Below are 25023 nucleotides of genomic sequence, written 5' to 3' on the forward strand. Positions count from 1 at the left end.
CGAACGTGACTGTCCAGGACCCCACCCTGTTCCAGCTGACCGAGGAGGAGCGCGCCCTCCTCCCCTCCGACGAAGACGTCGCCTTCTACGCCGAGCACGGCTGGTACCTGTCGAAGAAGCTGTTCACCGACGAGGAGACGAACCTCCTCGAGTCGGCCGGCGAGCGCTTCTACGCCGGCCACCGCGACCGCACGCTGCCGGCCCGTCCTCCCAAGCTCGCCTACTGGGAGCCCGGGCACGGTGCGGTGCAGCGGCACAACGACTACATCCACTACGAGGACGAGACCATCGCCCGCATCCTGTGCCGGCCGCTGCTCGGTGCGGTGGCCGCGCGGCTCGCCGAGGCCGACGAGATCAGGGTGTTCCAGTCCACGCTGATCTACAAGCCGCCGGTCGCCGAGGAGCAGTCCAACGTCGTCCCCTGGCACTTCGACCGGCACTACTGGTCCACGTGCACGTCGGAACGGATGCTGACCGCCTTCATCCCCTTCCACGACTGCGGGGAGGACATGGGCACCATCACCATGGTCGACGGCAGCCACCGGTGGCGGGAGACGGCGGTCAACGACGCGACGTCGCTGCACTTCGCCGAGCGCGACCGCGGCGAACTCGACACCATGCTGGAGGAGAACGCCCGGCACAACGGCACCGACGTGCGCAAGATCCCCATGCGCATACCCAGGGGACACGTCAGCTTCCACCACTGCCGCACCTACCACGGCAGCGGGGCCAACGTGAGCGACCGCCCCCGCCGGGCCATCTCCTTCCACCTCCAGGACGGTGAGAACCGGTACCGGGACTTCCACCGCTCGGACGGCACCCGGGTCTCGTACAACCACGACGCACTGGTCCGCAGGACGTCCGACGGCACGCCGGACTACAGCGACCCCGAGTTCCTCCCCGTGCTGTGGCGCAGCCGCTGATGCGCAGCGCCGCCGTGGTCGGAACCGGCCTGATCGGTACGTCGATCGCCCTGGCGCTGCGCGGCCGGGGCCTGGTCCCCTACCTGATCGACGCGGACCCGGCGGCCGCGCGCCTCGCGGCCGACCTGGGCGCCGGCGTCGTGGGCGTGCCCCGCACACCCGTGGACCTGGCCGTCATCGCGGTGCCTCCCCGGCACGTGGCGACGGTCCTGAGACAGCAGCAGCTCCAAGGGCTCGCCCACGACTTCACCGACGTGGCGAGCGTCAAGGAGCGGATTCAGCACGAGGCCGCGGCGCTCGGCTGCGACCTGACCCGCTTCGTGGGCGGCCACCCCATGGCGGGACGTGAGCGGTCCGGGCCCCTGGCCGCGCGGGAGGAACTCTTCCGGGACCGTCCCTGGGTGCTCACACCGGCCGGAGACGCCCATGGCCGGGCGCTCGACCGGGCCACGGGGCTCGCGGAACTGTGCGGGGCCCGGCCCGTCCTGATGGACCCCCGCCGGCACGACCGGGCCGTCGCCCTCGTCTCGCACGCGCCGCACGTGGTGGCGAGTCTGCTCGCGGCACGTCTGGTGCGGGGTGACGCGTCGGAACTCGGGCTCGCCGGACAGGGAGTGCGGGACGCGACGCGGATCGCCGGCGGTGACCCTGATCTGTGGACGGACATCCTCGGTGCGAACGCGGCGGCCGTCGTGGACGTGCTCACCGAGTTCGCGGGCGAGCTGGACACGGTGGTGGAGGCCCTGCGCGCTCTGGTGGACGGGCCGCCGGAAGGGCGCCCGGCCGCACGCGGCCACCTCAACACCCTGCTGGTCCGCGGTGTCGATGGGCGGGACAGGCTCCCGGGGAGGAGCACGGGTGAAGCACGCCTGAGCGGTGCGGCTGCGGGGGCCTGACATGACCGCTCACCGAGGAGAACAGCCGGGCGCGCCGAACGGGGGGCCGCGAAGGAGCCGGGGAGCTTCGCTCGTCGGCGCGGCCCTGAACGGCCTGGCGCGCCCGGCGCCGGCCCTCGCCGGCCGGGCCGCCTACAGCCTGTTCTGTCACCCGCTGCTCCGCGGCAAGGTCCTGCCCCGGGAACGCGACGTGCACGAGCGCGCCGTGACGGCGGACCTGGTCGTGGCGGGGAAACGGGTGCGCGTCTACCGCTGGGGCTCGGGCGCGCGCCCGGTGCTGATGCTGCACGGCTGGCGGTCCCGGGCGTCGCGGTACACGGGATTCGTCCCGCGTCTTCAGGAGCTGGGGCTGACGGCGCTCTCCTTCGACGCGCCCGGGCACGGTGACTCCCCGGGACACAGCACCACCATCCTCGAGTACCAGGCGATCACCAGGCGGCTGCAGGAGGAGTACGGGGACTTCCACGCGGTGATCGGTCATTCGCTCGGTGCCGCCGGCGCGTTCCTGGCGCTGCGCGGCGGGGTCCGGGCCGAGCGCCTCGTGACGGTCTCGGCGATGCGGGATTTCAGCCATCTTCCCGACGAGTTCGCGCGGATGCTGGGTCTGGCCGGCGGGCTCCACGCCGACCTGCGCCACCGGATCGCCCACCGCTTGTTCGCGTCCGTCGCGGATCCCTGGGACCTCTTCGACGCCACGCGCCGGCCCCATGAGATCAAGGTGCCGATGAGGATCCTCCACGACACGGACGACGAGCTGGTGCCGCCGGCGCACGCGTACGCCCTGAAGGCGGCGTACGGGGATCAGGCGGAGCTGGTACCTGACGCGGGGGCTGGGACACCGCAAGGCGCTCGGTGGGGCGGCGGTCATCGAGAGCGCGCTGGACTTCATCGAGTCGTCACCCCGGAGAGCTCCCTTTTAAAAGCACGTACGGTCGTTTACTTTTATGGTCGGGTCACGCCCGCCACAGGACGGCGACCGCGTACCGAGACGAAGGGACCACCTCGTATGACCACCGCCTCACCCCACTCGCGGGACGCGGGCCCGGCCAAGGCCGCGCAGCCCGAGGGCGAGGAGCCGCGGCACCCCGCCGCGGCTCCGGCCACGGCGAAGCTCGCCCTGCTCGTCGCGTCCGGCGCGACCTTCCTCGCCGTGCTCGACACCACGGTCGTCAACATCGCCTTCGCCGACCTGCGCAGGGACTTCCCCGATTCCTCGCTGTCCCAACTGACCTGGGTCGTCACCGCGTACACCGTCGTGTTCGCGGCGCTGCTGGCCGTAGCGGGCCGGATCGCCGACGTCCTCGGGCGCAAGAAGCTGTTCCTGTGGTCCACGGCGCTGTTCACCGTCGCCTCCCTGCTGAGCGGCATCGCCGTGGGCGTGCCGATGCTCGTCGGCGCCCGGGCGCTGCAGGGAGTGGCGGCCGCGGGCATGATTCCCTCGGCGCTCGGCCTCGTGCTCCAGCACACGCCCGTGGCCCGGCGGCAGGTCGCCGTCGGAGTCTGGGGAGCGGTCGGCAGCATGGCCGCGGCGGTGGGGCCCAGCCTCGGCGGCCTGCTGGTGGACGTGTGGGGATGGCGCAGCGTCTTCCTCATTAACCTGCCCGTCGGACTCGTGATCCTGGCGGGCGCCGCCCGGCTCTCCCGGGACACCGCGGACGGGCGCAGGCTGCCCGATCCGGTGGGCACCCTGGCACTGGCCCTCGGCATCGGCGGCGTGGTGTTCGGGGTGACCCAGGGCACCGAGTGGGGCTGGGGCAGCGGTCGCGTGCTCGCCCTCCTGGCCGGCGGTGCGGTGCTCCTCACGGCCGCCCTGCTGCTCTCCCGGCGGCACACCGCGCCCGCCATCGAGTGGGACCTGTGGCGCAGCCGCCCCTTCGCGGCCACGAACGCCGCCTCGTTCCTCTTCGGCGCGGCCATGTACTCCTACCTCCTCGGCTCCCTGCTCTTCCTCAACGCGGTGTGGGGCTACTCCGAGCTGAAGGCCGGTCTCGCGGTGACGCCGGGCGCGTTCAGCGCGGCGGTCGGAGCCATGGTGGTGGGACGCCGGGTCGACCCGCGGCGCCAGTGGGCCGCGGTGGCTGTCGGTGCCACCCTCTTCGGTCTGTCCTGCGCCGCGATGTACCTGCTGCTCGGGACCGACCGTCAGTACGCCGCCGTGTGGCTGCCCATCGGCATCGTCGCCGGGCTCGGTATCGGTGCCGCGCTGACCGCGATCTCCAACGCCGCCACGGAGTCCCTTCCGCCGAGGCGCTTCGCCTCCGGAACCGGGCTGCTGATGACGACGCGCCAGGTCGGCGGAGCGCTCGGCATCGCCGCACTGGCGGCCATCCTGGAGCGCTACGACGTCCTCGACGACCAGGGGTACCTCGAGGTCTTCGTCGCCTGCGCCGTCGGATCACTGGCGGCGGCCGCCGCCGCACCGGCGATCCGCGCGAAGGCCCGCCGGTCTGCCTGACCCGCGCGCCCACGCCGCACGCGGCACTTTCATCGCCCGAACGACGACAGAGGACGAAGAGGGCAGGATGCCTCCCATCGACCGACCCGACCGGACCGTACGACTTGACCGACCCGTACGGCCCGACCGATCCGACCGATCCACCGCGCGAGCCGAACACTCCCTGCTGGCCGAACTGCAGCCGGTGGTGGAGGACAACCTTCACCGGCATCTCGGGGTCGCCAGGGAATGGTTCCCGCACGAGTACATCCCGTGGGACGAGGGCCGCACCTTCGACGGCCCGCTCGGCGGCGAGCCATGGACGCGGGCCGAGGCGACGCTCCCCGAGGTCGCCCGCACGTCCCTCGTCGTCAATCTGCTGACCGAGGACAACCTCCCCGGATACCACTTCGCGGTGGCCGAGTTCGGCAAGGACGGAGCCTGGGGCCACTGGGTCGACCGCTGGACGGCGGAGGAGGCCAGGCACGGCGCCGCGCTGCGCGACTACCTCCTGGTCACGCGGGCCGTCGACCCGAGGGCCCTCGAACGGGCCCGCATGGCGCACATGTCGGCCGGCTACGACCGCCCGGACGGTTTCAGTGCCCTGCACGCCATCGCCTACGCGGCGTTCCAGGAACTCGCCACACGTATCTCCCACCGCAACACCGGCCAGGCGAGCACCGATCCGGTCTGCGACGCGCTGCTCGCCCGCATCGCGGCTGACGAGAACCTGCACATGGTGTTCTACCGGAACCTGGTCGAGGCCGCGTTCGAACTGGCACCCGACACCACCATGGAGGTGGTGCGCGACGTCGTCGTCGGCTTCGAGATGCCGGGATCGACGATCAGGGATTTCGGCCGCAAGTCCGCGGAGATCGCCATCGCCGGCATCTACGACCTGCGCCTGCACCACGACAGCGTGGTGATGCCGATCCTGCGCAAGCTGCGCGTGTTCGAGCGGGGCGGCCTCGGCCCGGCGGGCGACGCGGCCCGGGAGGAACTCGCCGCCTTCGTCGCGCGGTTGGACGGGAAGGCGACCTCCTTCACCACCCGCCGGGAGGGCATCCGGGCGGCGCGGGCCCGGCGCGAGACGGCTGCCTGAGACCCGCTGAGACGGGACGGGCGCCACCGGGGATGTCCCGGGGGGCGCCCGTCCCGTCCCAGCCTCCTCGGAGAGACAAGGCACCTCACAAGGAGCCGGGAGCCCGATCCGGCGGGAGTGTGTGCCATTTGCCGGGCCTTCCCCGCCATGCCTCACCGTCGGGCAGGGGCTCGACGCGGGAGGTGGCCAGCGGCAGCCCCGGGGCGAGCCGGGCGTTCCACTCGAGGGAGGGCTGGAGGTCGGGCGGCAACTCGGCCTCCGGGTAGATCGCGTCGGCGGGGCACGCCTCCACGCAGTTCCCGCAGTCGATGCACTCCTCGGGTTCGATCACCAGGAAGGTGTCGGCCTCCCGGAAACAGGCGACGGGGCAGTACGTGACGCACTCCGCGAACTTGCAGTGCACACACTGCTCGGTGACCACGTGCGTCACGTCGGCTCCTCGTGTGCGGCGACCGGCGCGCCGAGCAGCGCGGGATGCCGGTCCGCGAACCGGTGACCCGCGTCGACTCCCAGCCCGTAGACCTTGACGAGCCCTTCGGCCGTCGCGGCGGCGTAGTCGACGCCGAGGGTTTTGAGGTCCTCGTCCGGCTTGACGATCAGGACCCGCGCGCCGTGCAGTACGGTCCCGTCGACGATCTGCTCGGTGGCGTACAGGTCGCGGAAGAGCGGGAAGGGATCGCAGCCGACGGCGACCAGCGTGTCCACGTTCCTGGCCGCGACCTCGCGCGCCGGACAGGAGCAGGTGTACGAGGCGTCGACGTACGCTTCCCCGTCGATTTCGGCCGGCACCTGCCAGGCGTGCATCATGCGTGTCGAGGCGTAGGCCACGGCGTCGTAGTTGTCCGGCGTCAGCCGGGACCTGCCGTCCCCGGGCCGTGCGTGCGAGGAGAACACGACCGTGGCCAGGTTCTCCTCGACCCAGCTCCGGTCACCGGTGAAGACGTCGCGGAGCAACTGCCTGCCGAGCGACCGTGCTTCCGGTCCCTGGGTGATCCGCGCGCCGGCCGTCGTGGTGACCTTGCTGGTGGCCAGCAGGAACTCCGGGGCGGTGGGGCGGAAGAGGTCCGCGTGCAGCACCGGGCCGTACTCCTTGATGCTGTCGAGTACGACGCTGCTCATGCCCTGGGCCGTGGCGGCTTCCGCGGCATCCAGCCAGTAGGCCACGCCGGTTCGCCGGGCCCGCCCCACCGCCGCCAGACCGGCGGACAGGGCGGACGACGAGGCGGCCCCGTACACGTGGGCGCGTAGTCCGCGCTCCTCGAAGGCGGACAGCACGCCATGGCCGTACGCCCCCTTGAGCATGCCGGCGGCCACGACGACGCCGACGCGCCGCGTGGGGCGGGTGCCGGTCACGGGGTCGGTCACGGGGTCCGTCCTTCCTGCCGGTCGGCCGCGCCGCCGGGGGCGGCGTCGGGGCGGCCGGTGAGGAGCTGGGCGTCGATCAACGAGTCCAGATGGTCCTTGATCCACTGATTGGGCCCGGGCCTCCGGTGCGCCGTGTCGTCCGGACGGGGAGCGGGCTGCGAGAACGTCATGCCGTCCTCCAGAGGGAAGAGTTGACGAGCGTCGATGTCGGACAGTAGCACGATCGTGCGTGCACTTTAATGGCGTGAGGAGCCAATAAATATGAGCGAACGATCGTGCTACTATCTCCTCCATTCGAAATCGAGCTGGAGGGCGTGGCATGGATCCCGCGACGGCAGCCGTCAGCGTGGCCCTGAGTGCTGAGGGGGAGGAGCTGTTCGAGCTCTTCCGGCGGCCCCAGGGGCGCAGCAGGCCCCGCCCCGACGAGCGGGCGGCCATCGAAAGCGCACGCACGGGCGAGCTGTGTTCCGGTGGCAGGGCCGTCGTCACCTACCGCTGGGGCGATGGCCGGAACCCGGTCCTCCTGGTGCACGGCTGGGAGTCGCGCGCCTCGCGCTACGCGAAGATCATCGACCGGTTGGTCGCGCTGGGCTGCAGCCCCGTCGCCTTCGACGCGCCGGGACACGGCGAGTCCGAGGGGGACGGTACGACCCTCGTGGAGTACCGCGACATCATCCTCGCGCTGCACCGCGCGCACGGCGGGTTCGTCACGGCGGTCGGTCACTCCTTCGGTGCCCTGGCGATGTCGCTCGCCCTGCGGCAGGGACTGCGTGCCGATCGGGTCGTCGCCGTCAGCCCGGTTCCGGACTTCGCCTACCTGGTCGACGTCTTCTGTCAGGCCAGGGGATTGAGCCCGCACCTCACGCGCGAGGTGCGGACCCGTATCGAGTGCGACCTGTATCCCGGAGAGCCGGACATGTGGACCCGCTTCTCGGTCCTCGACGGTGCCACCGAGGACTGCGCTCCGCTGCTCGTCGTCCATGACGAGGACGACGAGGCGGTCGACTCGGCCCGTGCCGAGCGCATCGTCGAGGCGCTGGGCGCCCGGGCCCGCCTGCTCACCACCCGGAGGTACGGCCACCGGCGGATCCTCGGAGCGCCGCAAGTGGTCGAGGAGATCGCCCTGTTCGCCGCTGGTGCTCGGGTCGTCGCCGGGCGCGGGGCCGGACCGGACGCGGAGGTGGCGGCCGGATGAGCGGCATACTGACCGGTAAGCGGGTGCTGGTGACGGGCGTACTGATGGAGTCGTCGATCGCCTTCCACACGGCCCGGCTCGCCCAGGAGCAGGGCGCCGACGTGGTGCTCACCGGATACGGCCGGCTCGGCCTGGTGGAGCGCGTCGCAAGACGCCTGCCGCGTCCGGCCGCCGTGGTCGAGCTCGACGTCCGGGACACGGGGCACCTGGAGACGCTCGCGGGGCGTGTCCGGGAGAGTGTCGGCGCCGACGTGCGGCTGGACGGCGTGGTGCACTCGATCGCCTTCGCGCCGCAGGACGCTCTCGGCGGCAACTTCCTCGCGACCGGCTGGGACTCCGTGGCGACCGCGGTCGAGGTCTCCGCGTACTCCCTGAAGGCGCTGGCGATGGCCTGCCTGCCGCTCATGGACGAGCGCGGCGGATCCGTCGTGGGGCTCGACTTCGACGCGCGAACGGCCTGGCCCGCCTACGACTGGATGGGCGTGGCCAAAGCCGCTCTGGAGGCGACGTCGCGCTACGTCGCCAGAGACCTGGGGCCGCGCGGCGTCCGCTGCAACCTGGTCGCCGCCGGGCCGATCCGGACGATGGCGGCCAAGTCCATCCCCGGATTCGACATCTTCCGCGAGGTGTGGGGATCCCGCGCCCCGCTCGGCTGGGACGTGTCGGACCCCGAGCCGGCCGCTCGGGCGGTGGTGGCCCTGCTCTCCGACTGGTTTCCCCGTACGACGGGGGAGATCGTGCACGTCGACGGCGGTGTGCACGCCATCGGCGCGTGAAAAAGGGGGACGAGGACCGCCAAAGGAGTGTCAGGGGCTGTCGGGCAGCGCTGAGGCGTCGGTGACCACGGTGCGCAGCCGGTCCAGAATGGCCCTGGCAGCCTTGTCGTAGCTGGTGAACTCGTCGTGCAGCACCGATTCGGCGTTCGCCATCTCCAGGAGGGCGATGAGTTCGAAGGCGAGCTGGGAGACGTCGGTCCCCTCCGCGATGTCGCCGCACTGCCGGGCGTCGAGCGCCGTCTTCTCGACGTAGGCGAGCCAGTTGGCCCGGGCGCCTGCCAGCGTGTCGTGGACCTTGCCCACGCGGGCGTCGTACTCGGCGGAGGCGGAGTAGAAGAAGCAGCCGCCGGGGAAGACCCGGTCGCGCGAGTAGGCGAGCCAGCCGGTGCACAGGCGCCACAGGCGGCCGATGCCGGGCGGCACGTCGCGGGCCGGCTGGACCACGACGTCCAGGTACACGTTGATCGCCGCGCGGACGGTGGCGAGCTGGAGGTCCTCCTTGGAACCGAACAGGGCGAAGACGCCGCTCTTGCTCAGCTTGAGTTCGCTCGCCAGACGACCCAGAGACAGTCCTTCGAGGCCCTCGACCGACGCCGTCTCCATGGCGCGCTGGAGAATCAGCTGGCGGGTCTGGTTGCCTCGCGCGATCCGGCCGTCAATGCGTGTAGTCGTGCCCATGCCTTACCTACTCTCCCGGGCTTGCCCCTCGGCGCCGATGAGGTTACTCGAGTGTAGCGAATAGGTGGACGTCCGTGCGGTTAGTGCTGTCGCCGATGGCACGAGGTCCGTGCGGCCTCAGTCCGACGCGACACGGGACACGTCCACCGGCCCGCCCTTTCGGCTCGGCCCGTGCTCGACGAAATCCACCGCGGCCCGTACGACCTCGGGGTCGCCGAGGATGCGCCGGTGCCCGAGTCCGCTGGTGACGACCAGGCGGGCCCGGTCGCCGAAAGCGCCGGACAGGCGCCGTCCCTGCTCGACCCCGATCCGGGTGTCGTCCTCGTCGTGGATCACCAGTACCGGTGCGTGCACCTCCTCGGCGGTGTCGGTCGCGGAGAAGGGCGACCGGTCCACCGGAAGCCCGGGAAAGAGGTCCCTCGCGATCCGCCGGTGCAGCTCGGTCTTGAGCCGCGGACGCAATGCGAGCGCGGCGGCGAACTCGTCGACCAGGTAGCCGAAGTCGCAGACGCCGCTGATGGTGACGATCCGCTCCGCCTTCACTCCGTGCCGCAACGCGAAGAACGACGCCAGCGCGCCCAGGGAGTGGGCCACGAGACCGTCGAATGTTCCGTACCGCTCGTGGAGCGCGGTGATGACGGCGCGGTAGTCGAGGATGGTCGCGCTGCGGCCGGATGCGGCGCCGTGACCGGGGGCGTCGAACGCGACGACACGGTAGCCCCGGTCCAGGAATCCCGTGACCAGGTCGGACAGGCGCGAGCTCCGCGACTGCCAGCCGTGCACCAGCAGGACGGTGCGCGCGCCGTCGCCCCACTCGTAGGTGACGGCGTGCTTGCCGTCGAGCTCCACTCGGCCGACGTGCGCCCTCTCGATCAGCTCCCGTTCCGCCGGCCGGGCCGTGCTGCGCGCGAGGGGCATGTGGAACAGGGCGAACGTGGCCGCGCCCGCCGGCCGGCCGGCTACGCGGGAGAGTGTGTTCAGGGCGACACTCGGCACTGCCTCGCTGAGCTTCATGCTCGCTGCTCCTCCATCGACACCAGAGGACTGGTATTTTAGCACGAACGACCGTGCATATAAGTTCGGACGAAAGGGCGGCCGAGGCCGACGCGGCCTTTGGCGCCGCTCGTCCGTGAGGAGGTTGCCATGACGGCCACCGTCTGGTTCACGCCCTGGCAGGACGGTCCGGCACCGGGCCCGGACGAGGATGGCCGGCCGGTGCCGCAGGTCGTCGTCAGCGTCACCCAGTTCGCCCCTGACCGGCCCTGGGTGGCGGTGGGCGTCAACCTGGCCGGCCTCACCCTGCGCCGGAACTGGCGGCGCGTCGGCGGCGCGCTCGGGCTCTGGCTGTGGACCACGCCCGACCTGTTGCGCCCCCGTTCGGGCTCCGTCACCCTGTGGCGCCACGAGGACGACCTGAGGGACTTCGTGGCGAGCCCCGAGCACCGCCGGATCGTGGGTGCCTACCGCGACCGGGGTGCCCTGCGGTCCGCGACCTGGCGTACGGACGACCTCGACCGGGAGGCCGTGCAGCGGGCCGCGCGGTCTCTGATCGCGCGGTGGGGGTGATCCTCGGCGGGGGCGGCTGATGAAGGGGCGGCGACGGCGAAGCTCGTGCCCTGCCCTCCGGACCGCTCGGTCAGCGGTCCGTCCTTGTCCTGGGCGCGGAGACAGTCGCCGACAAGGCAGAGCGGCTGTCCCGCCCCGGCCCGATCGCCGGGGACGGGACGGGACGGCCGCCGCCGGCACCCAGGCCTCCGTGACGCGGCACTGACGGAAGCGTCGGCTACAGGAGAACCAGCAGCTTGGTGCCGGTGACCAGTTTCCGGTTGACCGACGTGGACTGGACGAACAGGGTGTATGCCGCGTTGCTTCCGGGGGTCACCGTGACCTCCGTCTCCGGCAGGCCCAGCAGTTGCCGGGCGGCGGGGCCGGTGAACACCTTTCCGGTCATCCGGCCGGTGGCGGGGTCCTTCTCCGCCACGGCGATCTTCTTGTTGGCCTGGATCTTCTCGCGCTTGGAGAGCTCGTAGAAGGCGCAGCCGGTCTTGTACGGGTGTCCGGCGCTGGTGACGAAATCGCGGATCGACGTCTGCTGGTCCACGGGTATCAGCACGTACTTGCCGGCGTCGAGGGCCTGAAGGCTGGACTTCACGTCGGCCGTGCTGAGGTCCTGTCCCATCGAGAAGAGGTTCCTGGTTCCGCGCACGCCCTGCTCGCGGTCTCGCAGGAACCTGGTGGCGGCCATCTTGACGGCGCCGATCGCCTCTTCGACGCCCTGGGCCGAGTCGGCGTCCCAGATGGAGATGTTGCCGGTCGGGAAGCCGTACTGCTGAGCGGTGCGCTTGGCCAGGGAGTTCGGCACCATGATGGCCGAGGTCCAGTGCTCCGGCAGGCCGTTCAGCTTGTCCGCGATCCTGCCTCGCCATGTGTCCAGGACGGCGCGGCCGTCGGGCAGGTGGTCGTGGCGCGAGCCGGTCCGGTCCGCGCCGGAGGCGTTCTCCTCCCCGTCGGTGACGACGACCTGGAGGAAGCTGTGCTCGCCGTACTCCTCCCAGATGTGGCCGAGGTCGTCGAGTGCCTTCACCGAGGCCTGGATGAGCGCGGTCGCGCCGTTCTCCACGGTGTACAGGCCACGCATGGACGGCAGGTGCTTCACGTCCATGTCCCACACCAGGTTCTCGACCAGGTGGTCGAAGGCGTAGAGACTGATCCGGGTCTCGTGGCCGAGTCTGTCCGACTCCTCCTCCAGCCCCTTCACGAATTCGTCCACCACCCGGATGAGCTGCTCCGAGTGCCCTCTCATCGAGCCGGACTTGTCGATGACGAGAGCGACGTGGTTCACGAAGTGCTTCTTGAGCCGGTCCTTTACCGTTGTGCTCATCGCGTCAATCCCCTTCTGTTCGTTCCCCGTGGGACCGCGGCGGTGCCCTGCGGAGACGCGGCTTCCCGGTGAAGTCGTGTCGGTCGGTGCCTCAGCCCGTCCTGTCGTCGAGCGTCGGCGTGGGCCGGTGGCGAACGGTCGCCACGAGAGCCACGAAACGCCCTCGTCCGTCGGCGGACGTCGCGGTCACGGGTCGCGCAACCCGGCCTGGACTCCGGTCCGTTCGGATGATGGTTTCACTCTACGGAGCACCACTGACAACGCGTACCGGCGTCACTCCAGGACCTTCCGTCATCCCCATTGCCGACGCTGACACGGGTCGCTATGTTAATGAGGAATCACATCGCTCGGCAGGACTTCGAAGCCTGGTGATCGCTCAACTGGCACGTCGGGAGAATGACGCAGAGTACCCTCCGGCCTCAGGGAAGAAGCAGGTAAGTCAATGGAGAATCTCAGCAGGCGAGGAGTCCTGTCGCTCGGTGTCGCGCTCGGGCTCGTGGGCGTGGCGGACAGCGCCAAGGCGTGGGGGTGGCCGGCGGCGGACTCGGTGGCCGGCACCGGCACGGGTGCCGACCCGGAGTACGTCTGGGACAGTGCGACGGACCCTCTGATGGCCGCGCTGCTCAAGAACGGCCAGGTTCCCTCGATCAACGCCGCGATGGAAGGGTGGGTGAACAACGGTGACCCGCTGCCCAGCGGCTTCCCGGCGGAGCTCACCGCGCATCTGCGGCAGGTCAACAGGCTGCCCTCCTGGGCCGACCGCGCCAAGCTGACCCGCGCGGCGGACTTCAACCGGCGCAGGGACACCTACCTGTTCATGCTGTACGGCCTCGGCAGCGGCATCATGAGCACCGTGATCCCGCGCGAGGCCAGAAGCGTCTACTGGTCGGCGGGCGGCGCCGACATGCAGGACCGCGCGGCCAAGACGTTCACGTTCGGCTACGACCTGTCCGAGCTGAGGGCCTTCGAGCCGACGGGACAGTTCATCGTCACCGCCAACAAGACCCGGCTGGTGCATGCCGCGGTGCGCCACCTGCTGCCGCAGTTGCGGCAGTGGAAGTCGGGCGCGGACCAGGACATCCCGATCAGCGCCGCCGACATCCTGGTCACCTTCCACAGCCTGGGAACCTACGTACACAGCAAGCTGACCGAGTGGAAGATCCCGTTCCCGGCCGAGGACCAGGAGGCGTTCCTGCACTCCTGGCAGGTCGCGCTCCACCTGCTCGGGGTGCCGGACGAGTACATCCCCAAGACCTGGGCGGCCGCCCAGGCGCAGTCGAAGCAGGTGCTCACCCCGATCCTCGCCCCCACGACCGAGGGCATCAAGCTGGCCGAGGAACTGCTCAGTCTGACCGCACAGGTCGATCTCGGCGTCACCCGCGGGTTCCAGAACGAGTTCGTGCGCTACGTCCTCAGCGACGAGGTCGGCGACTGGCTGGGACTGCGACGCGACTACGCGGCAGCGGCTCTGGTCCGTACCGCGTGGCCGGCGTACATCAAGTTCCGCGAAGGGCTGTCGCCCATCATGCCCGGCACCTTCTACATGGTGGACCAGTTCGTGCGCGCTCTGGCCATGCTGTTCCTCAACAAGGGTTCCTCCGGGACCACCACCCCCATCACGATCCCCACCGGGAACAGGCCGACCGGCTGAGCCGGCCGTCCCCTTCCGCAGGTGCCCGTCCCACGGCGGACGCGTCGAGGGGCGGGCGCCCGGGCGACCTCGCCCCGAGGCGCCGTACGGGGCGGTGGATCGTCACGCGCCCGCCTCCGACGCCGGTTCAAAGGCCCAGGGCACCCACGACCAGAGCGGTCACGGCGTCACGGTGGTCGTGGCCGTCCCGCCACCGCAGTCCGCGTCCGGCCTCGACCACCACGCCGAACCCCGCGTGCACGAGCACCCGGGCCTGACGCGGGTCCAGTTCGGGACGGGCCAGCCGCAACTGCTGCTCCCAGACGGCGATGTGTTCACGCTGGGCGAGGACCAGGGGCCGCCGCAGGTCCGCCGGCAGACCGGCCAACTCGGCTTCGGCGACGCTGTTGAGCGCGGTGTACTCGAAGCTGTAGGCCACGTACGTCGCGGCCAGCGCGACGACGGACTCGCGCGGGCCGGCCGCCGCGTGAAGGCTCTGCTCCACCCACTGGGCCAGGAGACCCGCCGCCTGGAGGCACGCCGCCGCCAGGATGTCGACCTTGCCCGGATAGTGGCGGTAGAGCGCCGACGGGGCCAAGCCCACCGCCCGCGCGATCTGTCCGTTGGTGACGTTGGCGAATCCGTCCCGTGCGAACAGCGGGATGGCGGCCGCGAGGATCTCCGCGCGCCGGGTGCGCGGCACCGGCTGGGCGGGCAACTCGACCGGTCGTGCGCCCTCGTGGACCGCCGCGGGATCCGTGGCGGCCACCCGCAGTGCGGCTGCCGACAGCAGGTTCTCGGCCCGGCGCCCGGCGATGGAGGTGTGATGCATCGTGATGGAGCCGATCGCACCGAGGGCCGCCACGGCCCGCAGCCGCTCGTCGGGCAGGGGGTACTCACGCCGCACCGCCTCGTCGACCCGCCCGACGACGTGCCTGAACTTCGCCCTGAGACGCCGGCGGTCCTCACGATTGAGGTACCGGGCCTCCCACCGGTACACGCCTCCTGACGCGCGGTGCGCGACGGTGACCCGGGTGACGGCCGTGAGCACATCCGTCAGGGGGGCCTCGGGCGGCACCTCGTCGAGCGCGGCGACCAGCCCGTCGGCCATGACGTCGGCGCACTCGGCGAAGAGCGCGTACTTGTTCGGGAAGTGGCGGTACAGGGCGGCCGCGGTGATACCCACGCCGGCGGCGATCTCCTCCATGGACGCCCTGTGGTAGCCGCGCTCGCTGAAGACCCGGCCTGCCGCCTCGACGATGAGCTGCCTGCGGTTGCGCGGCCGAGTGGCAGTGGTCGGATCGGCGGTCACGGCCGGACGGGCGGATGCGGAGGCGGGACCATGCCGATCAGTCAATCACACGTGGCCGACAGGGCCCGGGCTTTCCCGGCGGGGACCGCACGGGACGTGAATCCCGCATCACTTACCACCGCGACCGGTGCGGCCGCTGGGACCGGTGCGTACGTTGCGACCAACGCGTACAGCCCGGCCCGGCCCGGCGCGTGGGCGGTTCAGGTGAAGGTGAGGACCGGCTTGACCGCGCTCTTGTCGCGCATGGCGGCCACGGCGGCGTCGATCTCCTCGAAGGGGAACGTGGTGATCAGCCGGTCCACCGGGAAGAGGCCGCGCCGGTGCAGGTCGATCAGCTCCGGGATGAAGCGGCCGGGGTCGGAGTCGCCCTCCATCACCCCGTGCACGCGGACCCCCTTGGACATCAGGCGCATCATGTCGAACGTCACCTCGCCGCCGAGGCCGAGGAAGGCCAGTTCGCCACGCGGGCGCAGCGCCGCGACGGCACGGTGGAGCATCTCCGGCCGGCCCGTGGTGTCCACGACATGGTGAGCCCCGCCACCGGTGAGGTCGCGCAGCGTCTCCACCAGCTCGTCATCCGGTGGCAGGGCCGTCCGGGCCCCGAGTCCGACGGCCAGGGCCCGCCGGGAGGCGACCGGGTCGACGGCCACCACCGGGTCGCAGCCCACGGCCACCGCCGCCATCAGCGCGCTCAGCCCGACCCCGCCGGCCCCGAGGACCACGAGTGAGGTCCCCGGCTCGGGGCGCAGCCGGTTGAGTACGGTCCCCGCGCCCGTCTGCCCGCCGCAGCCCAGTGGCGCGGTGACCGTGTCCGGCAGGCCGGCAGGGACCTTGACCACGCCGCGTTCGTGGACGACGGCATAGGTGGCGAAGCTCGACTGACCGAAGAAGCCTCCGTGCAGAGGGGCGCCGTCGAGGCGGAGCGTGGTGGTGCCGTCGCCGCGTCCGCCGGAGAGGTTCAGGTCCCGTGCCGAGTCGCAGTACGCCGGATGGCCCGCCACGCACTGCGGGCACGCACCGCAGCTGGCGAAGGTGAGGCAGACGGGGTCTCCCGGCGCGAGGCCGGTCACCTCCGCGCCCACCGCCTCGACCCGGCCGGCGCCCTCGTGGCCGAAGACCATGGGGGTGAGCTGCCGGGGCCACGTGGCCTGGATACCCAGGTCCGTGTGGCACACCCCGACCGCCGTCATCCTGACCAGTACCTCACGCGGCCGTGGGTCCTCCAGCTCCACGTCCCGCAGGGCGAACGGCGCGCCCGGCTCCCGGGTGACCGCGGCGCGGACGCGCCTCACGCGCCTTCTCCGGACCGCTGGCCCCCGGGGGCGGCCCCGGCGCGCTCCAGGAAGAAGTAGTAGAAGGGGCCGTCGGCGGGGACGCCCTTGGCGTTCATGATGCCCATGAGGGTGGTGTCGTCCACCCGCTTGAAGTGGTCGAGGACGGGCCGGCCGTCGTAGACCATCGTGGCCGTCGACTCGCCGCGGAACTCGACGGTCCACAGGCTGGCTTCGCCCTTGCCGAGCTCGGTGTTGGAGTAGAGCTCGCCCTCCGGGTCCCGGCAGATCAGCGGCTTGGCGTCGTGCACGGAGGTGAACGTCTTGCCGTACCAGCCGGCCTTCGCCAGCTCGCCGTTGAGGGGGTGACCGGTGTCGAACTCGCCGCCCTTCCACTCGCCGAGGATCTCCTCGGGCCGCACGGTGTCCAACTGCTCCCACACGTCGTCCAGTTCGGCGGCCTCGACCGGGCCCTTCGTGTCCCGGAGCGCCTGGAAACGGGTGCGGGCCTCGAGCGGATGCATACGGTGTCCTCTCGTCGATGCTCTGAAAGCGATGGAGGCGGTGCGCGGGCGTGGCGTCCTCAGGGAGCGTGAACCCCTTGCCCGCCCGCGTCACCGGGAGGGGCGCGGGGCCGAGCCCCGGGTGGTGGACCGCGCGGGTGACGGGTGCCGCGGGGGAACCCGTCGCGGGAACGGGAGCGTCGCTTCGCCGGTGACGGCGCCGGGGTGTCCCACGGTGCCGAGGCTCAGCAGGACGTGGCGTTCGGCGACCTCTTCCGCGGTGAGCGGGCCGTCGGGGCGGAACCAGTTGGCGACGCCCTGGCACATGATGAGGACCGAGCGGACCGCGTCGGCCGGTATCGGCGTGGTGAACACCCCCTCGGCGCGGCCCGCTTCGACCGTGTCCAGCAGCATGTGCTGGAGATAGTCGCGCAGGGCCACGTAGCGGACCCGGTTCCCGGGCTCCAGACTGCGGATCTCGGTGTCCAGGAACGCCAGGGACCTGCGGTGGGCCATGTAGAGCACGATCGACTCCACCATGCCGCAGAACCTCGCCAGTGGAGCGGGTCCGGCCTCCGCGGCCGCCGCCCGGCAGCGGTCCAGGACGTCCTTGATGGACGTCTCCAGCAGGGTGGCGAGCAGCGCCTGCTTGTTCTCGTAGTGGTAGTACAGCGCGGGCACGGTGACGCCGACCCGGCCGGCGATGTTGCGGACCGAAGTGCCGTGGTAGCCCTGCTCGTTGAAGGCCTCCATGGCGTGCACCAGGATGGGGTGCAGGTCCAGCGGCCCGTAGGCGCGCCAGTGCTGCGCTGGTGCCATGGTGTCCTGGCTCGGCTCGGTGCTCAACGACTCTCCTCGGGACATGCGTCGACGGGCGACATCGTACGGCCGTGAGTCCGGATCGCTCCCTCTTCGGTGCTTAGCGATCGATCAGTTAACGCGGTGACCGGTGTCCGGCGCTCTGTCTCCCTTCCCCGACAAGTATCGCCAAAACTCTTGGTGTTGAAGCGTTGACCGATCGAGTGTGCGCTTCTACGTTCTTAGCGAACGCTCAGTAAGGTCCCGGTCGTGCGGCGGCGAGCCCGCCGTGCCCCGAGAGAGGAACCCATGAGCCACCAGCCCCCTGACCCCCAGGACCGCGGCAGCGCCGGGCCGCTGGACGGCGTACGCGTGGTCGAGCTGGCGGGCATCGGTCCCGGCCCGTTCGCCGCGATGCTGCTCGGGGACCTGGGCGCCGACGTGGTGCGCGTCGACCGCCCCGGTCCCGCGCCGCTCGGCGGCGACCCCGCCCACGACGTGACCAACCGCAACAAGCGCTCGGTCCTGGTCGACCTCAAGTCGCCCGAAGGGCCCGAGACCGTACGGGCCCTGGCGGCTCGCGCCGAGATCCTGGTGGAGGGGTACCGCCCGGGTGTCGCGGAGCGGCTCGGGGTCGGCCCCGAGGAGTGCATGGCCGTCAACCCCGCCCTGGTGTACGGCCGGATGACCGGCTGGGGCCAGCAGGGGCCGCTCGCGTCCCTGGCCGGTCACGACATCGGCTACATCGCCACGGCCGGCGCCCTCTCCATGATCGGCGCGCCGGACGGGCCGCCCGCCGTCCCCGCCAACCTGCTCGGTGACTACGCCGGCGGCTCGCTCTACCTGGCCACCGGCGTCCTGGCCGCGCTGCTCACCGCCCGCGCCACCGGCCGCGGCCAGGTGGTGGACGCGGCGATCGTCGACGGCACGGCCCACCTCACCTCGCTCTTCTGGGGCATGCTCGCCCAGGGCACCTGGCGGGACGCCCGCGGACACAACCTGCTCGACGGCGGCTGCCCGTACTACGGCGTCTACGAGACCGCCGACGGCGGCTGGATGGCGGTCGGCGCCCTGGAGCCGCAGTTCTACACGGCCTTCGTCTCCCTGCTGGGCCTGGACGGCGACGACCTGCCGGACCGGGCCGATCCGCGCGGCTGGCCGGAGCTGCGGGCCCGGTTCACCGCACGGTTCAAGACGGCGACCCGCAAGGAGTGGACGGCCGTCTTCGAGGGCACCGACGCCTGTGTCGCCCCCGTCCTCTCGCTGCGCGAGGCGGCCGGCCATCCGCACCTGACCGGGCGCGGCACCTACACCGAGGCGCACGGCGTGACCCAGCCCGCTCCCGCGCCCCGCTTCTCCGCCACCCCCGGCACCCTTCGGCTGCCTCCCGCCGTCCCCGGCGCGCACACCGCCGACGTGGCCCGCGACTGGGACATGCCCGAACTGCTGAAGGACCGCCGCTGATGGATCTCTCCTCACCTCTGACGTACACGGGCGACCCGCGGGACGCCGCCGACCGGGCCGCCGCCCTGGAGTCCGCGGGACTCGACGCCGTCTGGGTGGCCGAGGCGTACGGCTTCGACTCCCCGACGATCATGGGTTACCTGGCCGCGAAGACCGAGCGGATGCGGATCGGCTCGGCCATCCTGAACGTCTACTCGCGCACCCCCGCACTCATCGCCCAGACCGCGGCCGGACTCGACGCCCTCACCGGCGGCCGAGCCCTCCTCGGTGTCGGCGCCTCCGGGCCGCAGGTCGTCGAGGGCTGGCACGGCCGCCGCTACGACCGCCCGCTGGGCCGCACCCGCGAGGTGATCGAGCTGTCGCGGCGGATCTGGCGACGTGAGGTGATCGAGCACCGCGGCATCACCGACCTGCCCCTGCCACCCGAGAAGGGCGGCACCCTCGGTAAGCCCCTGAAGCTGCTCACCCACCCGGTCCGCGACACCATTCCCGTGTACGTCGCGGCGCTCGGACCGGCCAACGTCCGGATGGCCGCCCAACTGGCCGACGGCTGGCTGCCGTTCCTCTACGCGCCGGAACACGCCGCCAAGGTGTGGGGTCCGTCCCTCGCCGAGGGCGCGGCCGGGCGGGACCCCGCGCTCGGACCGCTGTCGGTCGTGGCCGGAGGCCTGCTCGCCATCGGCGACGGCGCCGAAGCGGCCCGCGACCGGATGCGCCCCACCGTCGCCCTGTACGTCGGCGGCATGGGAGCCCCGGGCCGCAACTTCTACCACGACCTGGTCTGCGCCTACGGCTACGAATCGGCCGCCGCCGCCATCCAGGAGCACTACCTCGCGGGCCGCAAGAAGGACGCGGAGGCCGCCGTCCCCGCCGAACTGCTGGAACGGATCTGCCTGGCCGGCCCGGAGGGCCACGTCCGCGACCGCGTCGAGGCCTTCCGTGAGGCGGGCGTGACGATGCTCAACGTGACACCCGTGGGACCCGATCCCGCCCGGCTGATCGAGCGCGTGAGGAGTTGGCTGTGACCTTGGAACGAGACCTGTACGGCCCCGACCACGAGGCCTTCCGCGAGACCGTGCGGACCTTCCTCGCCAAGGAGGTGGCCCCGCACCACGAACGGTGGGAACGGAACGGGGTCGTCGACCGCGAGGTGTGGTGCTCGGCGGGCCGCCAGGGCCTGCTGGGACTGGCCGTCGGCGAGGAGTACGGCGGCGGTGGGACCGAGGACTTCCGCTACAGCACCGTGCTCATCGAGGAGTTCGCCCGCGCCGGCGCCTCCGGACTGGCCCTGAGCCTGCACAACGACATCGTCGGCCCCTACCTGACCCGGCTCGCCACCGAGGAGCAGAAGCGGCGCTGGCTGCCGGGTTTCGTCTCCGGCGACCTCGTCACCGCCATCGCCATGACGGAACCCGGCGCCGGTTCCGACCTCCAGGGCATCCGCACCACCGCCACCGACCAGGGCGACCACTACCTGCTCAACGGCTCGAAGACCTTCATCTCCAACGGCATCCTCGCCGACCTCGTCGTGGTGGTGGCCCGCACCACGCCCGAGGGCGGCAGCTCGGGGCAGAGCCTGCTCGTCGTCGAGCGCGGCGCGGACGGCTTCGAACGCGGCCGGAACCTCGACAAGATCGGCCAGAAGGCCCAGGACACCGCCGAGTTGTTCTTCGACGACGTACGGGTCCCCAAGGAGAACCTGCTGGGGGAGGAGAACCGCGCCTTCACCTACCTGATGGGCAACCTCGCCCAGGAGCGGCTGGCCATCGCGGTCGGCGCCGCCGCCGCGGCCGAGGAGATCCTCGACGTCACCACGCGGTACGTGAAGGAGCGCGAGGCGTTCGGACGGCCGCTGGCGAAGCTCCAGCACATCCGTTTCGAGATCGCCGAGATGGCCACCGAGACAGCGGTCACCCGGACCTTCCTGGACCGCTGTGTCACCGATCACAGCCAGGGCCGACTCGACGCCACGCACGCCTCGATGGCCAAGTGGTGGGCCACCGAACTGCAGAAGCGGGTCGTCGACCGCTGCCTCCAACTCCACGGCGGCTACGGCTACATGAGCGAGTACCGGGTGGCGCGGGCGTTCCTCGACGGACGTATCCAGACCATCTACGGAGGCACCACCGAAATCATGAAGGACATCATCGGCCGTTCCCTGCTCGGCTGAGTCCGCGCCGGCCGCATCGAACCCCGTGCCGCATGCGCGGCTTCTCGTGAACCCACGGAAGGCACCCAAGGTGAGCACCGAAGCGTACGTGTACGACGCGATCCGCACCCCGCGCGGACGCGGCAAGCCGACCGGAGCCCTGCACGGCACCAAGCCGATCGACCTGGTCGTCGGTCTGATCCACGAGACCCTCCAGCGCTTCCCGGACCTCGACCCGGCGGCGATCGACGACGTCGTGCTGGGCGTCGTCGGCCCCCTCGGTGACCAGGGAGCCGACATGGCCCGCACCGCGGCCATCGCCGCCGGGCTGCCGGACACCGTGGCCGGCGTCCAGGAGAACCGCTTCTGCGCCTCGGGGCTGGAAGCCGTCAACATGGCTGCCATGAAGGTCCGTTCGGGATGGGAGGACCTGGTACTGGCGGGCGGCGTGGAGTCCATGTCCCGCGTCCCGATGGGCAGCGACGGCGGAGCCTGGGCTCTGGACCCGCGCACCAACCACGACACCGGCTTCGTCCCGCAGGGCATCGGCGCCGACCTGATCGCCACCCTGGAGGGCTTCGCCCGCCACGACGTGGACTCCTACGCGGCTCTCTCCCAGGAACGGGCCGCCGCGGCCTGGAAGGACGGCCGTTTCGACAGGTCCGTCGTCCCCGTCCTGGACCGTAACGGGCTGCTCGTCCTCGACCGCGACGAGCACATGCGGCCCGGCACCACGGCCGAGAGCCTGGCCGCCCTGGGGCCCTCCTTCGCGCAGCCCGGCGAGCTGGCCGGCTTCGACGCGGTCGCGCTGCAGAAGTACCACTGGGTGGAGAAGATCGACCACGTCCACCACGCGGGAAACTCCTCCGGCATCGTCGACGGCGCCGCACTGGTCGCCATCGGCAGCGGGGCGGCCGGTGAGCGCCACGGCCTGACCCCGCGTGCCAGGATCGTCTCCGCCGCCGTCTCGGGCGCGGAGCCCACCATCATGCTGACCGGTCCGGCCCCCGCCTCCCGCAAGGCGCTCGCCAAGGCCGGGCTGACCGTCGACGACCTCGACCTGGTCGAGATCAACGAGGCGTTCGCCGCGGTCGTCCTGCGGTACGTCAAGGACATGGGGCTCTCCTTGGACAAGGTCAACGTCAACGGCGGTGCCATCGCCATGGGCCATCCGCTGGGGGCCACCGGCGCCATGATCCTGGGCACCCTCGTGGACGAACTGGAGCGCCGTGACCTGCGGTACGGGCTGGCGACCCTGTGTGTCGGCGGCGGTATGGGCATCGCCACCGTCGTCGAACGCCTCTGATCCCGCCTCCACCTCAGCAGCCGGCCGCCGCCACGGGAGACCTCAGTCATGGACACCACCGCACGACCTTCGACGATCCGCTGGGAAGAGTCCGACGACCACGTCGTCACCCTCCTGCTGGACGATCCGAGCCAGTCCGTCAACACCATGAACGCCGCGTTCATCGACTCGCTGGACGCCGTCGCGGCACGGCTCGCGCGACGCCGTGACGACATCCGGGGCGTCATCGTCGCCTCCGCCAAGAAGACCTTCTTCGCCGGCGGCGACCTGCGCGACCTGATCTCCGTCACCCCCGAAACCGCGCAGGAGTCCTTCGAGGCCGGCATGCGGGTCAAACGCTCGCTGCGCGTCCTGGAGACTCTGGGCAAACCGGTCGTCGCCGCGATCAACGGCGCGGCCCTGGGCGGCGGTTACGAGATCGCCCTGGCCTGCCACCACCGCGTGGTACTGGACACCCCGGCCGCCCGCGTCGGGCTTCCCGAAGTCACCCTGGGCCTGCTGCCCGGAGGCGGGGGAGTGACCCGCACGGTGCGGATGTTCGGGGTCGCGGACGCCCTGCGGAAGGTTCTCCTGGAGGGCACCCTGTACGGACCGGCCCGCGCCCTGGAAGCCGGCCTGGTCGACGATATCGCCGCCGATGAGGGAGAGCTGCTCGCCAAGGCACGGGCGTTCGTGGACGCCAACCCGGTGTCGGCCCAACGGTGGGACGCCCCCGGCTACCGCGTCCCCGGAGGCACGCCCTCGCACCCGAAGCTCGCCGCCCAGCTCCCGGCGTTCCCCGCGTTGCTGAAGAAGCAGACGGGCGGCGCCCCCTGCCCGGCGCCGCGCAACATCCTCGCGGCGGCCGTGGAGAGCGCCCAGGTCGACGTGGACACGGCCTTCGTCGTGGAAGCCCGGTACCTGACGGAACTCGTCACCGGGCAGATCACCAAGAACATGATCCAGGCGTTCTTCTTCGACCTCCAGGCGGTCAACTCCGGTGCGAACCGCCCCGAGGGCATCGAGGCCCGCCAGGTCCGCAAGGTCGCCGTCCTCGGTGCCGGGATGATGGGCGCGGGTATCGCCTACTCGTGTGCCCGCGCGGGTATCGAGGTGGTGCTGAAGGACGTGGCCCTGGAGTCGGCTGTCAAGGGCAAGGCCTACTCCGAGAGGTTGTGTGCCAAGGCGGTGGCCAAGGGCCGTACGACGCGGGAGAAGGCGGACGCGTTGCTGGCCCGCATCACGCCGACCGCCGAGGTGGGCGACCTCGCGGACTGTGACGCGGTCATCGAGGCGGTCTTCGAGGACACTGCGCTCAAGCACAAGGTGTTCCAGGAGGTCCAGGACGTCGTCGCCCCCGACGCGCTGCTGTGCTCCAACACCTCGACGCTGCCCATCACGGCGCTGGCCGAGGGCGTCGAGCGCCAGGGCGACTTCATCGGGCTCCACTTCTTCTCGCCCGTCGACAGGATGCCGCTGGTCGAGATCATCAAGGGCGAGCGGACCGGCGACGAGGCGCTGGCCCGCGCCTTCGACCTGGTCCGGCAGATCAGGAAGACGCCGATCGTGGTCAACGACTCGCGCGGTTTCTTCACCTCCCGGGTCATCGGCCACTTCATCAACGAGGGTGTGGCGATGGTGGGTGAGGGCATCGAGCCGGCCTCCGTGGAGCAGGCCGCGGCCCAGGCGGGCTATCCGGCCAAGGTGCTGTCCCTGATGGACGAGCTGACGCTCACGTTGCCCCGGAGGATCCGTGAGGAGACCAGGCGGGCGGTTCAGGAGGCGGGTGGTACCTGGGCCGCGCATCCGGCGGATGCCGTCGTGGACCGGATGGTCGACGAGTTCGGGCGTGCGGGGCGCTCGGGCGGCGCCGGGTTCTACGAGTACGGGGAGGACGGCAAGCGGGCGGGGCTGTGGCCGGGACTGCGCGAGCACTTCACCGACCCCGCGAAGCAGCCCGCCGAGCTGACCGAGTTGGCGGAGCGGATGCTCTTCGTGGAGGCACTGGACGCGGTGCGCTGCCTGGAGGAGGGTGTGCTGACCTCCGTCGCCGACGCCAACATCGGCTCGATCCTCGGTATCGGTTTCCCCGGCTGGACCGGCGGCGTCCTCCAGTACATCAACGGCTACGAGGGAGGCCTGCCCGGTTTCGTGGCCCGCGCGCGTGAGCTCGCCGACCGCTACGGCGAGCGCTTCACCCCGCCCGTGCTGCTGCTGCGCAAGGCCGAGCGGGGCCAGACCTTCACGGACGACTGATCCCTCTCCTGTTCCCCCCGGCGGTCCTCCGCAGATCCGTCGCGCACTTCCACCGCGCACCTCCCGGCACGCCTGCCGGGGCGCCCCCACCGCCCCGGTCTCCCC

At 71.4% G+C, this 25023-nt stretch carries 23 protein-coding genes; 13 read left to right on the plus strand and 10 right to left on the minus strand.

What is annotated here, in order from left to right; genetic code table 11:
• Positions 1-5 precede the first annotated feature (5 nt).
• From QC283_RS07275 to QC283_RS07290, 4 genes are all read left to right on the plus strand, one after another.
• Complete coding sequence (locus QC283_RS07275; protein WP_279560539.1) at positions 6-923, plus strand: phytanoyl-CoA dioxygenase family protein; 918 nt, start codon at positions 6-8, stop codon at positions 921-923.
• Positions 908-1819 (plus strand): prephenate dehydrogenase, encoded by a 912-nt coding sequence (locus QC283_RS07280; protein WP_279560540.1) that lies wholly within the window; start codon positions 908-910, stop codon positions 1817-1819. The genes QC283_RS07275 and QC283_RS07280 overlap by 16 nt, the downstream gene beginning before the upstream one ends.
• 1 nt (position 1820) lies before the next feature.
• Positions 1821-4274 (plus strand): DHA2 family efflux MFS transporter permease subunit, encoded by a 2454-nt coding sequence (locus QC283_RS07285; protein WP_279560541.1) that lies wholly within the window; start codon positions 1821-1823, stop codon positions 4272-4274.
• A 67-nt stretch (positions 4275-4341) separates the two neighbouring features.
• Complete coding sequence (locus QC283_RS07290; protein ID WP_279560542.1) at positions 4342-5355, plus strand: acyl-ACP desaturase; 1014 nt, start codon at positions 4342-4344, stop codon at positions 5353-5355.
• 85 nt (positions 5356-5440) lie between these two features.
• On the opposite strand, the gene QC283_RS07295 is transcribed toward QC283_RS07290, so the two are convergent.
• The 3 genes from QC283_RS07295 to QC283_RS07305 are packed head-to-tail and all read right to left on the minus strand — an operon-like array spanning position 5441 to position 6890.
• The gene (locus QC283_RS07295; RefSeq protein WP_279560543.1) at positions 5441-5785 is read right to left on the minus strand and encodes a 4Fe-4S binding protein; all 345 of its coding nucleotides are present in this window, start codon (positions 5783-5785) and stop codon (positions 5441-5443) included.
• Entirely contained in the window at positions 5782-6720 is a 939-nt protein-coding gene (locus QC283_RS07300; RefSeq protein ID WP_279560544.1) for a hypothetical protein, read from the minus strand. Before QC283_RS07300 ends, QC283_RS07295 begins: the two co-directional genes overlap by 4 nt.
• Positions 6717-6890: a hypothetical protein gene (locus tag QC283_RS07305; protein WP_279560545.1), complete on the minus strand. Its 174-nt coding sequence runs from the start codon at positions 6888-6890 to the stop codon at positions 6717-6719. The genes QC283_RS07300 and QC283_RS07305 overlap by 4 nt, the downstream gene beginning before the upstream one ends.
• A 149-nt stretch (positions 6891-7039) precedes the next feature.
• Between QC283_RS07305 and QC283_RS07310 the strand changes: the two genes are divergently transcribed.
• Together QC283_RS07310 and fabI are read left to right on the plus strand one after the other, a co-directional pair.
• Positions 7040-7915, plus strand: a complete 876-nt coding sequence (locus QC283_RS07310; RefSeq protein ID WP_279560546.1) for an alpha/beta hydrolase — start codon at positions 7040-7042, stop codon at positions 7913-7915.
• Positions 7912-8691, plus strand: a complete 780-nt coding sequence (fabI, locus tag QC283_RS07315; RefSeq protein ID WP_279560547.1) for an enoyl-ACP reductase FabI — start codon at positions 7912-7914, stop codon at positions 8689-8691. The genes QC283_RS07310 and fabI overlap by 4 nt, the downstream gene beginning before the upstream one ends.
• 30 nt (positions 8692-8721) lie before the next feature.
• Here the strand turns inward: fabI and QC283_RS07320 are convergent, their stop codons facing one another.
• Both QC283_RS07320 and QC283_RS07325 read right to left on the minus strand, forming a co-directional pair.
• Entirely contained in the window at positions 8722-9369 is a 648-nt protein-coding gene (locus QC283_RS07320) for a TetR/AcrR family transcriptional regulator (protein ID WP_279560548.1), read from the minus strand.
• A 117-nt stretch (positions 9370-9486) separates the two neighbouring features.
• Complete coding sequence (locus tag QC283_RS07325) at positions 9487-10383, minus strand: alpha/beta fold hydrolase (RefSeq protein WP_279560549.1); 897 nt, start codon at positions 10381-10383, stop codon at positions 9487-9489.
• A gap of 129 nt (positions 10384-10512) precedes the next feature.
• On the opposite strand from QC283_RS07325, the gene QC283_RS07330 reads away from it, so the two are divergent.
• A complete protein-coding gene (locus tag QC283_RS07330) occupies positions 10513-10935 on the plus strand; it encodes a hypothetical protein (RefSeq protein ID WP_279560550.1) in 423 nt (140 codons plus the stop codon).
• Between the two features lie 217 nt (positions 10936-11152).
• Here QC283_RS07330 and QC283_RS07335 read toward each other — a convergent pair whose 3' ends face one another.
• Entirely contained in the window at positions 11153-12250 is a 1098-nt protein-coding gene (locus QC283_RS07335) for a VWA domain-containing protein (RefSeq protein ID WP_279560551.1), read from the minus strand.
• Between the two features lie 442 nt (positions 12251-12692).
• On the opposite strand from QC283_RS07335, the gene QC283_RS07340 reads away from it, so the two are divergent.
• Positions 12693-13901, plus strand: coding sequence for an oxygenase MpaB family protein (locus QC283_RS07340; RefSeq protein ID WP_279560552.1), 1209 nt, complete (start codon positions 12693-12695; stop codon positions 13899-13901).
• A gap of 127 nt (positions 13902-14028) precedes the next feature.
• Here the strand turns inward: QC283_RS07340 and QC283_RS07345 are convergent, their stop codons facing one another.
• From QC283_RS07345 to QC283_RS07360, 4 genes are all read right to left on the minus strand, one after another.
• On the minus strand, positions 14029-15192 hold the full coding sequence (locus tag QC283_RS07345) for a TetR/AcrR family transcriptional regulator (protein ID WP_279560553.1): 1164 nt from the start codon (positions 15190-15192) through the stop codon (positions 14029-14031).
• 200 nt (positions 15193-15392) lie between these two features.
• Positions 15393-16484, minus strand: a complete 1092-nt coding sequence (locus tag QC283_RS07350; RefSeq protein WP_279560554.1) for an NAD(P)-dependent alcohol dehydrogenase — start codon at positions 16482-16484, stop codon at positions 15393-15395.
• Positions 16481-16987: a DUF4334 domain-containing protein gene (locus QC283_RS07355; RefSeq protein WP_279560555.1), complete on the minus strand. Its 507-nt coding sequence runs from the start codon at positions 16985-16987 to the stop codon at positions 16481-16483. The genes QC283_RS07350 and QC283_RS07355 overlap by 4 nt, the downstream gene beginning before the upstream one ends.
• A gap of 90 nt (positions 16988-17077) precedes the next feature.
• On the minus strand, positions 17078-17812 hold the full coding sequence (locus QC283_RS07360; RefSeq protein ID WP_279560556.1) for a TetR/AcrR family transcriptional regulator: 735 nt from the start codon (positions 17810-17812) through the stop codon (positions 17078-17080).
• 261 nt (positions 17813-18073) lie between these two features.
• On the opposite strand from QC283_RS07360, the gene QC283_RS07365 reads away from it, so the two are divergent.
• From QC283_RS07365 to QC283_RS07385, 5 genes are all read left to right on the plus strand, one after another.
• Positions 18074-19228: a CaiB/BaiF CoA transferase family protein gene (locus QC283_RS07365; RefSeq protein WP_279560557.1), complete on the plus strand. Its 1155-nt coding sequence runs from the start codon at positions 18074-18076 to the stop codon at positions 19226-19228.
• Positions 19228-20253: an LLM class F420-dependent oxidoreductase gene (locus tag QC283_RS07370; RefSeq protein ID WP_279560558.1), complete on the plus strand. Its 1026-nt coding sequence runs from the start codon at positions 19228-19230 to the stop codon at positions 20251-20253. The genes QC283_RS07365 and QC283_RS07370 overlap by 1 nt, the downstream gene beginning before the upstream one ends.
• Complete coding sequence (locus QC283_RS07375) at positions 20250-21398, plus strand: acyl-CoA dehydrogenase family protein (protein ID WP_443032565.1); 1149 nt, start codon at positions 20250-20252, stop codon at positions 21396-21398. Before QC283_RS07370 ends, QC283_RS07375 begins: the two co-directional genes overlap by 4 nt.
• A gap of 70 nt (positions 21399-21468) precedes the next feature.
• On the plus strand, positions 21469-22683 hold the full coding sequence (locus tag QC283_RS07380) for an acetyl-CoA C-acetyltransferase (RefSeq protein ID WP_279560559.1): 1215 nt from the start codon (positions 21469-21471) through the stop codon (positions 22681-22683).
• A 48-nt stretch (positions 22684-22731) separates the two neighbouring features.
• Positions 22732-24918 carry a 3-hydroxyacyl-CoA dehydrogenase NAD-binding domain-containing protein gene (locus QC283_RS07385; RefSeq protein ID WP_279560560.1) on the plus strand — a complete coding sequence of 729 codons (2187 nt, stop codon included), beginning with the start codon at positions 22732-22734 and terminating at the stop codon, positions 24916-24918.
• The last annotated feature ends 105 nt before the right edge of the window (positions 24919-25023 follow it).

Source organism: Streptomyces sp. DH41 (genome assembly GCF_029813785.1).
Lineage (GTDB): Bacteria > Actinomycetota > Actinomycetes > Streptomycetales > Streptomycetaceae > Streptomyces.

Bases quoted from the DNA above. Each gene is read 5' to 3' on its own strand.
- QC283_RS07285 (WP_279560541.1), top strand. From the start codon at position 1,821: ATGACCGCTCACCGAGGAGAACAGCCGGGCGCGCCGAACGGGGGGCCG.
- QC283_RS07290 (WP_279560542.1), top strand. From the start codon at position 4,342: ATGCCTCCCATCGACCGACCCGACCGGACCGTACGACTTGACCGACCC.
- QC283_RS07305 (WP_279560545.1), bottom strand. From the start codon at position 6,890: ATGACGTTCTCGCAGCCCGCTCCCCGTCCGGACGACACGGCGCACCGG.
- QC283_RS07310 (WP_279560546.1), top strand. From the start codon at position 7,040: ATGGATCCCGCGACGGCAGCCGTCAGCGTGGCCCTGAGTGCTGAGGGG.
- fabI (WP_279560547.1), top strand. From the start codon at position 7,912: ATGAGCGGCATACTGACCGGTAAGCGGGTGCTGGTGACGGGCGTACTG.
- QC283_RS07320 (WP_279560548.1), bottom strand. From the start codon at position 9,369: ATGGGCACGACTACACGCATTGACGGCCGGATCGCGCGAGGCAACCAG.
- QC283_RS07325 (WP_279560549.1), bottom strand. From the start codon at position 10,383: ATGAAGCTCAGCGAGGCAGTGCCGAGTGTCGCCCTGAACACACTCTCC.
- QC283_RS07330 (WP_279560550.1), top strand. From the start codon at position 10,513: ATGACGGCCACCGTCTGGTTCACGCCCTGGCAGGACGGTCCGGCACCG.
- QC283_RS07335 (WP_279560551.1), bottom strand. From the start codon at position 12,250: ATGAGCACAACGGTAAAGGACCGGCTCAAGAAGCACTTCGTGAACCAC.
- QC283_RS07340 (WP_279560552.1), top strand. From the start codon at position 12,693: ATGGAGAATCTCAGCAGGCGAGGAGTCCTGTCGCTCGGTGTCGCGCTC.
- QC283_RS07355 (WP_279560555.1), bottom strand. From the start codon at position 16,987: ATGCATCCGCTCGAGGCCCGCACCCGTTTCCAGGCGCTCCGGGACACG.
- QC283_RS07365 (WP_279560557.1), top strand. From the start codon at position 18,074: ATGAGCCACCAGCCCCCTGACCCCCAGGACCGCGGCAGCGCCGGGCCG.
- QC283_RS07370 (WP_279560558.1), top strand. From the start codon at position 19,228: ATGGATCTCTCCTCACCTCTGACGTACACGGGCGACCCGCGGGACGCC.
- QC283_RS07385 (WP_279560560.1), top strand. From the start codon at position 22,732: ATGGACACCACCGCACGACCTTCGACGATCCGCTGGGAAGAGTCCGAC.